Raw genomic sequence first — 15,211 nt, forward strand, 5'->3', positions numbered from 1 at the left:
CCAGCCTATCTTATCCCGCTTCCGGCCACCTCCCTTACGCATTTCACCCGTATCGCCCCGAATAAATTAAAGCGCTATAACTTTAATCTATGAAGGAAATCCGAATGATATCCTTGTGATTAACCGGAATAAAGATTCGCTGCGAATTAGAACGACAATAAACCGCCCCAATCCAACTAGAACAATAAGCGCTTTAATTTTTAATGTCAACGGCAAGCGTACCGCCGGATTTTAAAGGTTTTATGAAGAGGCTCCGAATCACCCTTGCCGACGTATATGCGTCTGAATCTCCCCGGCAATTGTACCGGAAAGAGATAAGGATCGGATGCGGAACAAACGCACCCGGATGGAGAGCGTTCCGTATTAAGAATTTATTTTCCCGTCGGCCCCCTTGCTTAAAAAAAGCCTATTTCTGCGTAAAAGGAACAGAACGCAGTTCTTCGAAGAAGCATTATAGATGAGCCGGCCCAGGCTGTACTGCCGCGTCCGGACGCTGACACGGAGAATAAAAAAAGACGGTGTCCGGGCAACAGTACCCGGAACCGTCCTGCGATTTTTATTTTCCTGCTTTATTTTGAAAAGGAAGCCAAGAGGATTACCGTAAGGTTGGAAAGATCCCCCTCCCGGACTCTCTGTCTCTACTCCCGCAGACTGGCCGGTCTCATATCGGTCCAATTGCTCTCGATATAATCCAGGCATTCCTGGTGCGTGCCTTCCTCCAGAACGGCCGTCCAGCCGTCCGGCGTCCGGACGAAAGCGGGCCAAAGCGAGTACTGCCCTTCGCCGTTGACCAGAACCCGGAAGGTACCGCTCTGATCGTCAAACGGATTAGCCATTGAAACTCCCCTCCTCCTCTTTCGCTTTCGCGGACGACAGCTTTCCGGCCAGTATGCGGCCGATGATCGACAGCGGTCCCGGCTGGCACAAATCCTTATGCCGGCATGCGATATCATTCCGCTCGATTGTTCCACCCACATAAGGAATCCACATGTCGGGATCGATAGGATCGAACCAGTCCGGAATGATCGTCGAATGGAAAAACATCAGATCGCCCTCGTATTTCTCCGGCACGTAGGCCGCCAAAATCTTGACCGAGTTCTCGTAGGTGACACGCAACTGGCGGATCGTCTCGACGCTTAGCGAAGCTAGCGCGCTATTGTCTCCGCGCAGAATCTCGATCGCGGTTTCCATCGTCAGCGGCTCGTCTCCGATACTGTCGGGGTCGTATCCGCCGAGAGCAAGCAGAGCGGTCAGCGCCTCTTCCTCGTCCGGCTCTCCCCGCAGCGGCAGGTAGTGGCTCGGATAGGCGTCCAGCATGGCCAGAAACTCGACCGCCTGGCCCTCCTTCTGAAGCTGGACGGCCATGGCATGCGCCACGTTGCCTCCCAGCGACCATCCGAGCAGGCGGTACGGCCCCCCCGGCTGGACGGTGCGGATGCAGCGGATATAATCCTCCGTCATCTCGCCCAGCGTCTGCGGGAGCCGGTCGGGACCCGCTATCCCCCGCGCCTGAAGCCCGTAGATCGGAACGTCGGGGTTCAGATGTTTCATCAAGCCGGCGTAGCACCAGCTGAGTCCTCCGGCGGGATGCACGCAGAACAGCGGAGCGCCGGAACCGTTGGAGCGCAGCGGCAGCAGCATCTCCAGCGCACCGTCACCCGTATCCTCTTCGAGCCTCGCGGCCAGTCCGGCCACCGTCGGCGTTTCGAACAGAAGGCCGATACCGGGATCTTTGCCCCATACCTCTCGTATCCGGCTCATGAGACGGACGGCCAGCATCGAATGCCCGCCCAGTTCAAAAAATCCGTCGTCGATGCCGACATCCTCCAGGCCGAGCGTTTCCGCGAACAGTCCGCACAGCACTTCCTCCTGCGGAGTCCGGGGACTTCGGCTTCCGTTTGCGGAAGCGTAGACGGGAGCCGGCAGCGCTTTGCGATCGAGTTTGCCGTTAACGGTCAGCGGCAGACTATCCAGTACGACGATGCCGGAGGGGACCATATGATCCGGCAGCGCCGCGGAGGCGTGCAGGCGGATCATGCCCGCGTCCGGTACTTCGCCGGACTGAGCGGGAACGATATACGCCGCCAGCCTTTTGTCGCCCGGCTGATCCTCCCGCAGGACGACGGCCGCCTGCGCAACCGCCGGGTGCTTCTCCAGCACGGCTTCGATTTCACCCGGCTCGATCCGGAAGCCGCGCAGCTTCACCTGCTGGTCGGCCCGTCCTAAGTACTCCAGAGAGCCGTCGGCGAATCTCTTGGCAAGATCCCCCGTCCGGTACATCCGGCTTCCCGGAGTACCGAACGGATCGGCCACAAAGCGCTGGGCGGACAGCTCCGGCCTGCGCCAGTAGCCTCTTGCGAGTCCCGCTCCGGACACGTACATTTCCCCGCCGACGCCGAACGGCACAGGCTCCAGGTTATCGTCAAGCACGTATACGTCCAGATCCGGAATCGGGACGCCGATCACGCTGCCGGACCCTGCCGCCGCGCCACGGCGGTCTAACGGATAGTAGCTTACATGTACCGTCGTTTCCGTAATGCCGTACATATTAACGAGTCTGGGGAAGTTGTCCGGATGGCGGCTGTACCACTCCTCCAGTTTTCCGGGATCAAGCGCTTCTCCTCCGAATATGACATGTTTGAGCGAAAGATCGGAAGCTTGCCCGGACTTCTCCCGGTCCGCCTGAATCAACTGATAGAAAGCCGAAGGCGTCTGATTGAGCACCGTAACGCGCTGCTCTTCCAGCAGACCCAGGAATTCGGACGGAGAACGGCTTACGGAGAACGGCACGACAACGAGCTTTCCTCCGTACAACAGGGCGCCCCACAGCTCCCATACCGAGAAGTCGAAAGCGTACGAGTGGAACAGTGTCCAGGTGTCTGTCTCATCGAAGCCGAACCATTCCTCTGTCGATTCCATCAACCGGATTACATTTTCGTGAGGAATAACGACCCCTTTGGGGCGGCCCGTCGAACCCGATGTGTAGATGAGATACGCGGGATGGAGGGCGTGATGTCTGCCTGCGCGCAGATCCGGTTCGGGAACGGAATCCGGCAGCTTCCGCAGGCGCTCCTCGCAGGTAAAATCGCCCAGTACCACGACTTTCAGGCCGCTTCTTTCCGGTATACTTGCAGCGGCGTCCGCCGAAGTAACAAGAATCGAAGGTCCCGCATCTTCCAGCATGTAGGTCAACCTGTCGGCCGGATAATCGGGATCGAGAGGCAAATACGCCGCTCCCGTTTTCAGGACGCCCAGTACGGCGGCGGGTAGATCCGCCGATCTCGGCAGAGCCAGAGCTACGAACTGCTCGGGTCCGGCTCCCTTCTCCATCAGGAGGCGGGCAATCCGATTGGCCCGTTCGTTGAGCTGCCGATAGCTCAGCGTCTGCGTGCCGTACACGACAGCGGGAGCATCCGGCCGGAGTGCGGCCTGACCTTCGAACAGCTCCGTAAGGGTGCGTCCGGAGGCGGACAGTTTGCCTCCTGCGATCGTTTGCTTGGCAGCCTTCGGTTCCGGCTTGGCCGTGAGCGCAAGCCGCTCTTCCTCCAGCAGCACGCTTATGCGGCCGACCGGCTGATCGGGCTGCGCCGCGGCTTGTTCCAGCAGCTTCAGGAACCGCCTGGTAAATGCTTCAGCCGTGTGCGGCAGGTACAAATCCGCGCTGTATTCGAGCAAACCTTCTATGCCGCACGGTTCTCCGTCCGGGCGCCGGCGCTCTGTGAGTTCGAAGGTAAGATCGAACTTGGATGACCCTGTCCCCCGCAGCTCCAGCTTCGAGGCGATTCCCGGCAGATCCAGCCTCGTGGCCGGTGTATTTTGCAGCACGAGCATAATCTGAAACAGCGGATGCCGCGAACGGGACCGTGCCGGGCTCAGCGCCTCGACCAGCCGCTCGAACGGCAGCTCCTGATTCTCGTAAGCGCTGAGATCCGTCTGTCGGACACGCGCGAGCAGTTCGCGGAACGTGGGCTGTCCGGAAAGATCCGCCCGGAGCACGAGCGTGTTGATGAACATGCCCACGAGCGATCCGGTCGCTTCGTCCGGCCGGCCTGCGGCGGGACTTCCGACCGGGATATCCTCCCCTCCGCCCAACCGGGCCAGCAGCGCGGCGAGCGCCGCATGCAGCACCATGAACAAGCTGGCTTTGCCTTCGGCCGCCAGATCGAGCAGCTGCGCATGCAATTCTTCGCTGATCCGGAACGGAATCACACCCCCGGCTTGTCCGGACACGGCCGGACGCGGGTGGTCGGCCGGCAGCGGCAGCTCCTCGGGCAGACCCCGCAGCGCCTCTTTCCAGTACGCAAGCTGGCTTCCCATCAGACTTTGCGGCTCGCTTTCTTCTTCCAGCAGCTTTTCCTGCCACAGCGTAAAATCGCCGTACCGGACCGGGCGCTCGCCGAATGACGGGTCACGGCCCGCGATCCGGGCCGCATAGGCGGCGGACAGATCCGACGTGATAACCGAGAGCGACCAGCCGTCGGCCGCGATATGATGCACGACGAGCAGCAGGACGTATTCCCCTTCTTCCCGTTCAAAAAGGACCGCTTTCAGCGGAATCTCGGAAGACAGCTCGAATCCGTGACGAACTTCCCGGTCGAGCGCTTCCTGCCAGTTGTCTTCTTCCAAGCCCGCTGCCGGAATCACCTGAAACACAAACCTATCGGCGGCAGCTTCGCGATCCAATATGCGGATCTGCGGCATGCCGTCAGGCGTTTCCGGAAATACAGTGCGCAGCGGCTCATGACGTCCGGTAACGTCAAGCAGGGCCTGCTTCAGCGCTTGACGGTCAAGCTTCCCGGAGAGTGTGCACACCAGCGGGATGTTGTAGGTGGAACTTGCTCCCTCCAGGCGGTACAGGAACCACAATCGTCTCTGCGCCCTCGATAGAGGGACTATGGCCCCCGGAGCGGCCGGAACGACCGGCGGGATAGCTATCCCCTTCCGTCCCAGCAGCTGTGCAAGTTCACGAACCGTCGGCGCTTCGAATATGCCGGATAATCGCACATCTACTCCCGTCGTTTCGCGTATGCGCATAACCGCTCGTCCGGCCAGAAGCGAATGTCCGCCCAGACGGAAAAAGTCGTCGTCGATGCCAACCGAGGACAAGCCGAGCACCTCTGCGAACACCTGGCAAAGAAGTTCTTCGTGAGGCGTCCGTGCGGAAGCTTCTTTTGCGGAGCCGGACATTTGCGGAGCGGGCAGCGCCTTGCGGTCGACTTTTTTGTTAGGCGTCAGCGGAAGGCTCGCCAAGGTAACCCATACAAGCGGGACCATATATTCAGGCAGCTCCTGCTGAAGCTGTTTTTTCAATTGGGCATGATCGGGTTCATGGAGCTCCTCGGGCACGACATACGCGGTGAGCCTGCGCTCCCCGGGCCGGTCTTCCCGCACCACGACAACCGCTTGAGCTATGCCGGGCTGTCCCGCGATACGGGATTCGATTTCGCCGAGTTCAATCCGGAAGCCGCGTAATTTCACCTGATGATCCGCCCGTCCCAGATAATCAATGCTTCCGTCCGGAAGCCAGCGGGCCAGATCGCCCGTGCGGTACATGCGCGCCCCCGGTTCCCCCCACGGATCGGCTACGAAACGCTCCGCCGTTTGAACGGGTTTGTTCAGATAGCCGCGGGCCACTCCAGCGCCTGCAATGTACAGTTCCCCTTCGGCTCCCGGAGGAACGGGCTGGAGACCGGCATCCAGTATATACGTCCGTGTGTTGGCGATCGGCGGACCGATCGGAGGCTTGATCATCGAACCCCCCGGAAGTGCGGCCGCGGTAGAATAGATGGCCGTTTCCGTCGGGCCGTATTGGTTGTGCACCTCGCAGCCGAGCTCCTGCAGGGCAAGCTGGAGGCTTAGGGGCAAAGCTTCCCCTCCCGCAATGACACGCAGGCCGTCGAGCCTTCCCGGTCTTGCCGATACGAGCGACTGCCACAAAGTCGGTGTCGCCTGCATGATGGAAGCTCCGGTAGACCTTATTCTGCGGGCCAGCGCCCCCGGTTCGAGAATCAGCTCCCGGGATGCGATATCGAGGCAAGCGCCTCCGATCAACGGCAGCAAAATTTCCATCACGGAAATATCGAACGCAATGGTCGTCACCGATAAGAAGCTGTCTCCTTCTTGAAGCTGGAACTTCCTCTGCATGGCGTCGAGCAGATTGGCCAGTCCCCCGTAGGTTACGGGCACGCCTTTAGGCCTGCCGGTGGAGCCGGAGGTATAGATCACATAAGCGGGATTGAGCGGAGACGGGTGCACCGGATAACAATTGGCATCTGCATGGTCACCGGTTTCCGTTATGGAGGCTGCACTATCCGCACGGTCGCGCTTGTCCAGTTGATCGAGCAGCACCAGGGATATCTTTCCCGTTTCCGGCAGCGCACGCATCGACTCCGTGTCCGTCAGGAGGCAGGCCGGCTGCGCATCGTCGAGCATGTAAGTGATGCGTTCCGCCGGATAGTCCGGGTCGACTGGCATATAGGCCGCTCCCAGCCGGAGAACCGCCAGGATGGACACGACGGCCGCCTCGCTTCGCGGGAGCGCAATCGCGACGAGCCGCTCCGGTCCGATCCCGAGTCGTCTAAGCTCCGCGCCAAGAATCGCTGCCCGCCGGTCCAGCTCCGCGTACGTCAGCGTCCGGCCGCCGCATAGAACGGCGGACGCATGGGGCGAAAGCTCCGCGCGCCGGCGGATCAGCTCCGCGGGTGAATCTGCGGGCACGTCGCAAGCGGTATCGATCCAACGGTTCAGGAGCAAGTCCTTCTCCGAAGGCAGCAGGGTGTCCAGCAGTCCGGCGGGTGTATCCGGATCAGCGAAGGCGGCCGATTCGAGGAAGCTGAGAAAACGGCGCCGGTGGCCTGAAAGTTCCTGCTCGCTGTAAATGCCGGGATTCGCATCGAAATCGATCTGTAGGCCGTCACCGTCGGAGGCTTCATAAATTTGTAGAGACAAATCGTCGGCGGGCCCTGCATAAATGGAGTGCCGAACCGTTCCGGCGGAGGCGAAAGATGGGGTTTCCACAAACGGAATAATGTTGATCATCGGCCCGTAAAGCCTCCGCCTTTCGCCCAGCAAACCCAGATCCCTTACAAGATCATGCTGCCGGTAGCGCTGATGCCTGCGGAGTTTACGCAGTTCCGCCGCAACTTGCTGTCTTAAGTCTCCCCAGCTCGTTTCGGGCCTTACGGTCAGGCACAACGGCAGGACGTTCATGACCATACCGGGTACATTCAGGGCCGAGCTGCCCAGCCGGTTCATCAAAGGAAGGCCGAGCCGGATATCGGCGGAGCCCGTCATCCGGTGCACGTAAGCGGCGGAGGCGGCAAGCACCGCTTCCGCCCAGCTGCATCCGGCCTCGGCGGCGGATTCAATCAGCACGCGGCTTGCCGCGGCAGCAAGCCGTCCCGATTGCCGGAGAGGACTGCCGTCCGGGCTGTTTCCGCCTCTGCCCATGACGGAGGAATCGGGAGCGTCACCGAGCTTGTCCAGCCAGTACGCCCGGTCCCGCTCGTGCTGTCCCGATGCCCGGTATGTTTCCTCCTCACGGAGAACTTGCTCGGGAGAGCCGAAATTATGCGGGGGAACGGGACCGCTGGCCGCGAGAGCGGTATAAATCTGGGACGCTCTCCGGTGAAGCAGCGCATAGCCGTACGCGTCGATCAGTATATGATGAATGCGCTGATACCAGCACCAGCGGTCTGAAGCCAGCCGAATCAGCGCCTGGGTAAACAAAGGTCCTTCCGCGAGTTCCACGGGCTTCTGTAAATCCTGGCGCATCCACGCTTCCGCTTCGGCAAGAGGATGCTTCATCCGGCTGACGTCTATTTTCAGCAGCACCCAATCCGTTTCGGGTCCCAGCTCCTGCCACGGCCCGTCGCCGTCCTCGCCGAAACGGGCGTGCAGCCATTCCGCTTCCCGCACCGTCAGCCGCAGTGCCTGTTCCAGCAGTTCCTCGTTTATGTCTCCGTGAATCTCCAGCCATTCCGCCGTATTGTAAACGGAACGCTGTCCGTCCATTTGATGGGCGTACCAGATTCCTTGCTGAGCGCCGGAAAGCGGCAGCCGGAGGGCGCTCCCTATCATCAGCGCTCCCCCCTTGCGGCCGTATCGTAATAATCCCCGTTCGGGACGAAGGTTACGGTTCTGGAAGCCAGCAGTTTGCTCCAGGCAAGCAGCGTCGGTTCTTCGGCAAGCTCCGCGAACGTAACGGACGCCCCCAGGCTTCTCCAGCGTTCGGCTAATGTCATAATCCGGATGGAGTCGAGTCCCCAATATTCCGGCAGATTATCCTCGTCACCTATCGCATCCGGCCGTTCCCGCAAAAGCCCGGCAACCTGCTGCCGCAGAGCCGACAAAGCAAAGGCGTACGGATCGGGTGCGCCCGCCGCTTCCGGCCCGTCCGCCCGGCCGTCAGCCGCAGCGGTTTCGGCGATATCGGCGGCCGCGTTTGAAACAGCCCCCGCTTCCGCCTGCCCGAGGTTCACCGCCTCTGAAGTCTCTTTTGCCCAATGCGCCAGCAGCTGCCCCGTCGTCAGTGTGACCGCGCAGCGCTCAGCCGCGTATTTCAGCGCCAGGTCGTGTTTTTCCCGCGAAAAATCGGCCAGAGCGTCACTGACCATAAATGCCTCAATATCTCTCATAAAAGCCTCGCAGGCTGTCATCAGGCAGCCGATATGGGCATAAATTCCGACGATAATCAGCTGGTCCCTTCCCATCGCTTTCAACTGCTCGGCCAAATCCGTTTTCTGAAAAGCGCTGTAGCGCCATTTGGTCAGCCGGATATCGTTGTCTCCGGGTTCCAGTTCCGCAATGATTTGCTGTTCCCGAAGATCGGGACCGATACCGGACCCCCAAAAATCTTGAAGTAGCCTGCGCTGTTCGGGTGTCTGGGCACCGGGCTGGGCCGAATAAATAACCGGCACGCCTAGTTCTCTGCAGCGATCTGCGAGCAGCCTGATGTGTTCCGCCAGCTCAGCGGCGGGCGATTGGCCCGGTTCGAAGCAAGCCATGAAATACTGCTGCATGTCGTGAATAAGGAACGCCGCCCGGGACGGGTCCGGTGTCCAGGAAACCCGGTTTGCGGGTAAATCCTCCGCCGTAGGCATCGGGTATGATTGTACGGATGGTATTGCCATTTTAATCCTCTCCTTGTCAGGCTGTATAAAATAAGCTGGGCTATCCTTGTCCGATGACCCGCTGTGCGAATCTAGCTTTTGACTCCGGCTTCTTCCAGCAGCAGAACCGCAATACGCTGTCGAAGCTCTTTCTTGCTCACCTTGCCGACTCCCGTCTCGGGAAACGAGTCGATGAACTCGAACCGGTCCGGGATTTTATAAGCGGCCAGGCCGCGGCGGCGGAGGAAGGAACGCAGTTCGTCGCTCCCCGTATGAGGATCCCTCAACAAAATAAAAGCGCAGGAACGCTCACCCAGAAATTCGTCGGGCATCGCCACGATGGCGGCGTCCCGGACGGCGGGATGGGCAAGCAGATGGTTTTCCACTTCTTCCGTGCCTACCTTGTCGCCCCCCCGGTTAATCTGGTCCTTGGCTCGGCCTTCCACCACAAGATTGCCTTCGGGGGTCATACGTGCCAGATCTCCCGTCCTGTAAAAGCCGTCCGGCGTAAAGCTGCGCGAATTATGTTCGGGGGCTTTGTAATAACCGCGGATGGTATAAGGTCCCCGGGTCAGCAGATGACCGATCGTTCCCGGAGCCGCCGGACGATCCTCGTCATCGAGAATAAGCACCTCGTCCAGCGGTGACATGGGCCGCCCTTGTGTGCCCGTAATGACGCTTTCCGCATCATCCAGCCGGGTGTAATTCACAAGACCTTCCGCCATGCCGAAAACCTGCTGGAGCGTGCAGCCCAGCTCGGGCTTGACGCGCTTGGCCGCCTCCTCGCTGAATTTGGCTCCGCCCACTTGAAGAACCTGGAGCGGATGAAGGTTTTCGCCTCTCGTCTTGGCGGCTTCCAGCCAGACAAGCGCCAGCGGCGGAACGACAGCCGCAATGGTGCATTTTTCCTTCCTAATCAGCGGAAACACCTCGTCCGGACTGCCCGACTTCGCAAGCACGACCGTGCCTCCGGCATACAGGGTTCCGAGCGCCCCGGGCGAGCTCAGCGGAAAATTATGCGCGACCGGCAAAGCGGCCAGATATACGCTGTCGCCGCCCAGCCCGCATACTTCCGCGCTGCGCCGAAGACTGTATATGTAATCGTCGTGCGTACGCGGAATGAGCTTGGGAAGCCCCGTGCTCCCGCCGGACAATTGGAGAAAAGCGGTATCTCCGGGAGCAGGGCCAGCATCCGGTGTACCCAGCTGCTCTTCACGGCCATCGAATGCTTGTCCCTGGGATCTATCCACCTGTAAAGGATGTAATTTACCCGGAATAACCGGAATTTCGTGTGCATACGTTTCTTCCAAACTCAGATGATCGCCCGGATTTCCGGCTACGAGTACGTGACGGAGGCCCGGGACTTCGGCTTTCACTTCCGAAGCCAGCGTGCGGTAGTCGAAGCCGGCGTACTTGTCGATGGTGATATAGGCCTCCGCTTCCGAATAGGAAGCGATATGAACAATCTCGCTCCGGCGATGGAGCGGCAGCGCAAAGACGGGAAGAGCGCCAAGCCGGAACAGTGCAAAAATCACATCAAAGAAAACCGGCACGTTCGGTAGCTGCACGACGACCCGGTCGCCTTTCCGGATTCCGAGTCCTTTCAATCCGGCGGCCAGCCGGTCGGCTTTCAGATCCAGCTCGGCGTAGCTGACACGCTCTTCACCGCCTACAATCGCGATCCGGTCGCCGTGGGCCGCGGCGCGTTCACGGAGCATCCCGCCGAACGTTTCACCCCGCCAACAGCCCGCTTCGCGGTATTTGCGGACGAACACGTCCGGCCAGTACGGATAATCTTCGCTCATACGCTCTTCCCTCCTCCGCCGCTTCCCGTATCCGGGTCCATTCCCATCGCGAGAAGCAGCGTTTTGAGCTTCGAGGAGGTCTCGGCCAGTTCGGCAGCGGGGTCCGAACCTTCGACAATCCCTGCCCCCGCGTATAAAGTCACGGCATCTTCCGCGATCTCCGCGCAGCGGATCGTCACCGCCCACTCGCCGTCACCGGCCGCATCGCACCAGCCGACCATACCGGTAAAATACCGCCGGTCGAACGATTCGAGCTCGCGGATAGCGGTTCTCGCGGGACCCGTCGGGGTGCCGCATACCGCCGGCGTCGGGTGCATGGCGACGGCCAGCTCAAGGGAGCTTGCCGCAGGTTCCAGCAGCTCTCCGGTCACCTTCGTGGACAGATGCCACATCGTTTTGGTCCCGATGACCGAAGGCTCCGCCGGCACATCCAGCTTCCGGCAGTAAGGGCGGAGCGCGGAGGATACCGCTTCGACCACAACCGCATGCTCGTGGCGGTCTTTAGCCGACAGCAGGAGCGCGTCCGCACGCCGCTTGTCCTCGGCGGGATCGCTGCTGCGGGCCGCCGAGCCGGCCAAAGGGTTGGCCGTGACCAGCTGGCCCGAGCGCGCGACAAGCAGCTCCGGACTGGCGCCGATCAGCGTGCGGGCGGCGGAAGCCGGTGCCGTGCCTTGGCCCTGTCCGGCGTTGTGGCCGCTGCCGGACGCTCGCAAAGGAACGGCAAACGTATAGCCGCGCGTATTGCTTGCCGCGAGGCGGCGCAGGAGGCGTCCCGTTTGAACGGGCGGGCAATTTTCCAGCCGCAGCGAACGCGACAGCACGACCTTGCGCAGTTTGCCGGACCGAAGCTGCTCCAGTCCTTTTCGCACTGCCGCCTCGTAATCGGATTCCGTCGGGAACGATACGATTTTGAAAGTTGCGCCGTCCGCTTCCCCGTCAAAAACAGAACGGGCCGTATCGCCCGCAATATCGGCTTGAGCCGCCTCCGCTTCCGCCAACGGGCCGGCCCACTCGGTTTGCCGTGGCACGAACAGTTCCGGTCTGACTCCGCTGTTCACGGTGAACGGAATCGCACCGACGATAACGGGTTCGGCGGCATTCCCCGCGCGGACACCCGCCAGCAGGTCCGCGACCCGGCGGGGCAGCCGCTCCAGTTCTTCCCCTTTCCCTTCAACGGAAAGACGGACAAGCTCCCCTTCCGCAAGCAGCGTCCGGCGGGGCGAGCCGAAATAAAAAGCCGAGCCTTCGCTGTATTTATCGAGCAAGTCGGCCGGGGATAACAATTTTTCCTTTTGACCCAGCATCATGTTTATCCACTCCTTTTTATCTGTCAGCGGCCGAGCGTGGCTCCGCCGTCGATTCGAATATCGTGAAGCGTTATATGACCCGCCTGATCCGACGAGAGAAAAGCCGCCGCCCAGGCGATATCCTCCGGCGTCGCCAGCTTCCCGAGCGGAATGCCCAGCTTGTACAGTTCCGGCGATCCTGAAATCGTCTTGAATTCCCCGCTTTCGTCTTCCCACATGCCCCGCTGCATCGGCGTGTCCGTCGATCCCGGGGACACGATATTACAGCGGATTCCCTCCGCGGCATGCTCAAGACCCAGGCATTTCAGCATCATGGCCGCGGCGGCTTTGGAAGCGGCGTAAGCGCTCATGCCGTAACGCGGCACGGTCCCCGCATTAGAGCCGATCAGCACGATCGACCCTCTGCGGCGCTTGGACATGCGGCTGATGACGGAGCGGCACACATAGAAGGCGCCGGTCGTGTTCACGGCGAATGTCCGCTCCCACTCCTCGTCGCCGAGCGTTACGCCGGTTCCGTACTGCAGCACTCCCGCCGCATGCACGAGTATATCGACCGGGCCCTGCTCACGCTCGATGCGGCCGATGACTTCTTCCACGGCGCTGCTGTCCGCCACGTCGGCCGTATAGGCAGTGGCGGAAACGCCCGAGCTTGCCAGAGCTTCGGCTGTCCGCGCCGCCTTGTCGCCCTGCCGGTCTACGGCGGCTATTACAGCGCCCAGGCTGCCAAGGACGGCAGCCGCCGCTTCGCCGATACCTTGGGCGGCTCCCGTCACGACGGCAACTTTGCCGGAGATTCCCGTAAACGGCGCGCGTGCAAACGGACTTTCTGTCATTCTTCCATTCGCTCCCTTCCATTGGCTGTATGTTCAGTTTCCTCTTGCCGCTTTCGTTACGGGCGGAAAGCGAACCTCAGCCCCCGGCTGATCAATCCGGGAAGGACGGAAACATGCCCTTCCTCTTCGAACGAATGCCACTGTACGCTTAAGCCGCGGCTCTCCATCTTCGAGAGCCTGGCGGCCATCTCTCTGGCCATCCCGTAATTGCCCGAGGGATGCTTATTTTCCAGTTCTCCCATCGCAATCAGCGCCCGGATACCCGAGCTCTTCTGGAGCGAACCCGCGTCAAGCGCAGCCGTAAACAGCTTCTCCCGCTCGTCGAGCCATTCGCGGTTCCAATGGATAGACGGGCTCCCGGCGATATAGGTACGGAAATATTCCGGTCTTGTAAAAAGCGTATGCAGGACGAACAATCCCCCAAGGGAGTGGCCCATGATCGTCTGATTCGTGAGGTCGACGGGGTATTCCCTTGCGATGACCGGTTTCAGCTCTTCTTGAATGAAATCCAGGAAAGCAGCCGCGCCTCCCTGCTCCGGAAGCACCGTTCCGTCCGGTTTGCGCGTATATTTGGTAGTCTTTTCAGGCGTGTAATCGAAGTATCGCTGCGGATGAAACGGTTCGTCCGTCGGATACCCGATGCCTACGATAAGCGCCGCTTTGACGCCCGTCACTTCGGGACGCCGGCATTGAACCCGCATAGCCTCCGTAACCGTGGCAAATACCGAATTTCCGTCCAGGACATAAAAGACGGGATAACCCGTCGAAGGAGGCGGTCCTGGCGGAATTGCCGTCATAATCCGGTAGGACAAATTCGTTCGGGACGAACGCATCACCCGCTGTTCGGCGTTCGGGATCCCCACACCGCCATTTGCCGTCTCTCCCTGAAAAGTTCTGCGGGGTATTCCCACACGTGATACCATTATTTGCGGCCTCCTAGTAAAGAAATGTAAGCATCCATTTAGTGATATTGATAATCATTTTCATTTAAAATTATATAGGCTCCTATCTCCCCGGCACATGGAAGAAATCCGGAATTTATTTGGTCAAAATCCATTTTTAGCAAATAAATTTATAGAAAAAAACCGTGACCGGGATTAGCCCGTACACGGTTCTTTCTATCATTTCGCAATCAGCTTGACCACATCGTCGATCATCATTTCGTCCGCAATCATTCCGCTTCCCAGCCAGTATTCGCTGTTCACCTCATAGGCGTGTCCGGCTTGGACAGCAGGAATCTTTTTCCAAAACGGACTATCAGTGATTTCTTTCATCCGCTCCGTTCCCTGCCCGTACTGATTCATCATAAATATGTAATCCACGTCCAGATCGGGCAGCACTTCAAGCGAGATGGCCGCAGAGTTTTTGCCGTCCACCAGCTTGGACATCCCGAATCCGAGTTTATCGTGAATGACGGCACCGGCCAAATATTTACCGCCCATCAGGCTTACGCCCCTGCTCGCGAAACGGATGACGGCGGCTTTTTTACCCGGCGCAGCCTGCTGCAGCTTCGCTTTCGCTTCCTGCACTTTTTTGTCGTGGGCCTGCAAAGCTTGCTTCGCTTCTTCGGTCTTGCCCAGCAGCTCGCCGAGCTTGCTTAGGGAAGCAGCCGGATCGCTTGAGGCGTTTTTGAATACATACGTCGGAGCGATCTTGGAGTATTTCTCGTAAACTCCGTTCGATGCGTATGATTCGGTCTGCAGAATAATCAGATCGGGCTGAAGTTCGGTCACGACTTCCGGAGAAGGGGCACCGCTCGAAAAGTCAAGCTTGGGCACCTGACTCAGCTTTTCCTTCAAGTAACTGTTGCCTTGTCCTCCCGCAGACCATTGAGCGACCGGGGTCACTCCAAGCTTTGTGAGCGAATCTTCCAAGTAGGGCGCGAAGACCCGTTTTGGAGAAGCGGGCACTTTGACGGTATGGCCAAACTCGTCCGTAAACGTCCGTTCCTCTCCGCCGGCCGCTCCGGTCGGCGCCGCCGAAGCGCTTGTATCTCCCGCTTTGCCGTCAGCGGTTCCCGCATTCGGATTCCCTCCGCAAGCGGTCAGCATCAGAGCGGTGCATATAACGGCGAGCACCTTCACCGTAACGATTTTATTCAGGTTCCCAAATGGATTGCGCATAACTAAATTCTGCCCCCTATGATGATGATAATG

At 59.8% G+C, this 15,211-nt stretch carries 8 protein-coding genes; all 8 read right to left on the reverse strand.

The genetic code is table 11. From position 1 onward, the window contains the following. Nucleotides 1-638: 638 nt before the first annotated feature. Nucleotides 639-836 (reverse strand): MbtH family protein, encoded by a 198-nt coding sequence (locus KVT34_RS12105; RefSeq protein WP_217558880.1) that lies wholly within the window; start codon nt 834-836, stop codon nt 639-641. After that, nucleotides 829-8,079 carry an amino acid adenylation domain-containing protein gene (locus KVT34_RS12110; RefSeq protein ID WP_217558881.1) on the reverse strand — a complete coding sequence of 2,417 codons (7,251 nt, stop codon included), beginning with the start codon at nt 8,077-8,079 and terminating at the stop codon, nt 829-831. Before KVT34_RS12110 ends, KVT34_RS12105 begins: the two co-directional genes overlap by 8 nt. Beyond that, nucleotides 8,079-9,131, reverse strand: a complete 1,053-nt coding sequence (locus KVT34_RS12115) for an isochorismatase family protein (protein ID WP_217558882.1) — start codon at nt 9,129-9,131, stop codon at nt 8,079-8,081. The genes KVT34_RS12110 and KVT34_RS12115 overlap by 1 nt, the downstream gene beginning before the upstream one ends. Before the next feature lie 71 nt (nt 9,132-9,202). Then, on the reverse strand, nt 9,203-10,915 hold the full coding sequence (locus KVT34_RS12120; RefSeq protein ID WP_217558883.1) for a (2,3-dihydroxybenzoyl)adenylate synthase: 1,713 nt from the start codon (nt 10,913-10,915) through the stop codon (nt 9,203-9,205). Next, nucleotides 10,912-12,222: an isochorismate synthase DhbC gene (dhbC, locus tag KVT34_RS12125; RefSeq protein ID WP_217558884.1), complete on the reverse strand. Its 1,311-nt coding sequence runs from the start codon at nt 12,220-12,222 to the stop codon at nt 10,912-10,914. The genes KVT34_RS12120 and dhbC overlap by 4 nt, the downstream gene beginning before the upstream one ends. Before the next feature lie 23 nt (nt 12,223-12,245). After that, complete coding sequence (locus tag KVT34_RS12130) at nt 12,246-13,055, reverse strand: 2,3-dihydro-2,3-dihydroxybenzoate dehydrogenase (RefSeq protein ID WP_217558886.1); 810 nt, start codon at nt 13,053-13,055, stop codon at nt 12,246-12,248. Nucleotides 13,056-13,111: 56 nt separating this feature from the next. Next, complete coding sequence (locus KVT34_RS12135; RefSeq protein ID WP_217558887.1) at nt 13,112-13,978, reverse strand: alpha/beta hydrolase; 867 nt, start codon at nt 13,976-13,978, stop codon at nt 13,112-13,114. A 198-nt stretch (nt 13,979-14,176) separates the two neighbouring features. Next, nucleotides 14,177-15,178, reverse strand: coding sequence for an ABC transporter substrate-binding protein (locus KVT34_RS12140; protein ID WP_217558888.1), 1,002 nt, complete (start codon nt 15,176-15,178; stop codon nt 14,177-14,179). Between the last annotated feature and the right edge of the window lie 33 nt (nt 15,179-15,211).

This window comes from Paenibacillus sp. GbtcB18 (assembly GCF_019091125.1).
In the GTDB taxonomy this organism is placed as follows: domain Bacteria; phylum Bacillota; class Bacilli; order Paenibacillales; family NBRC-103111; genus Paenibacillus_F; species Paenibacillus_F chitinolyticus.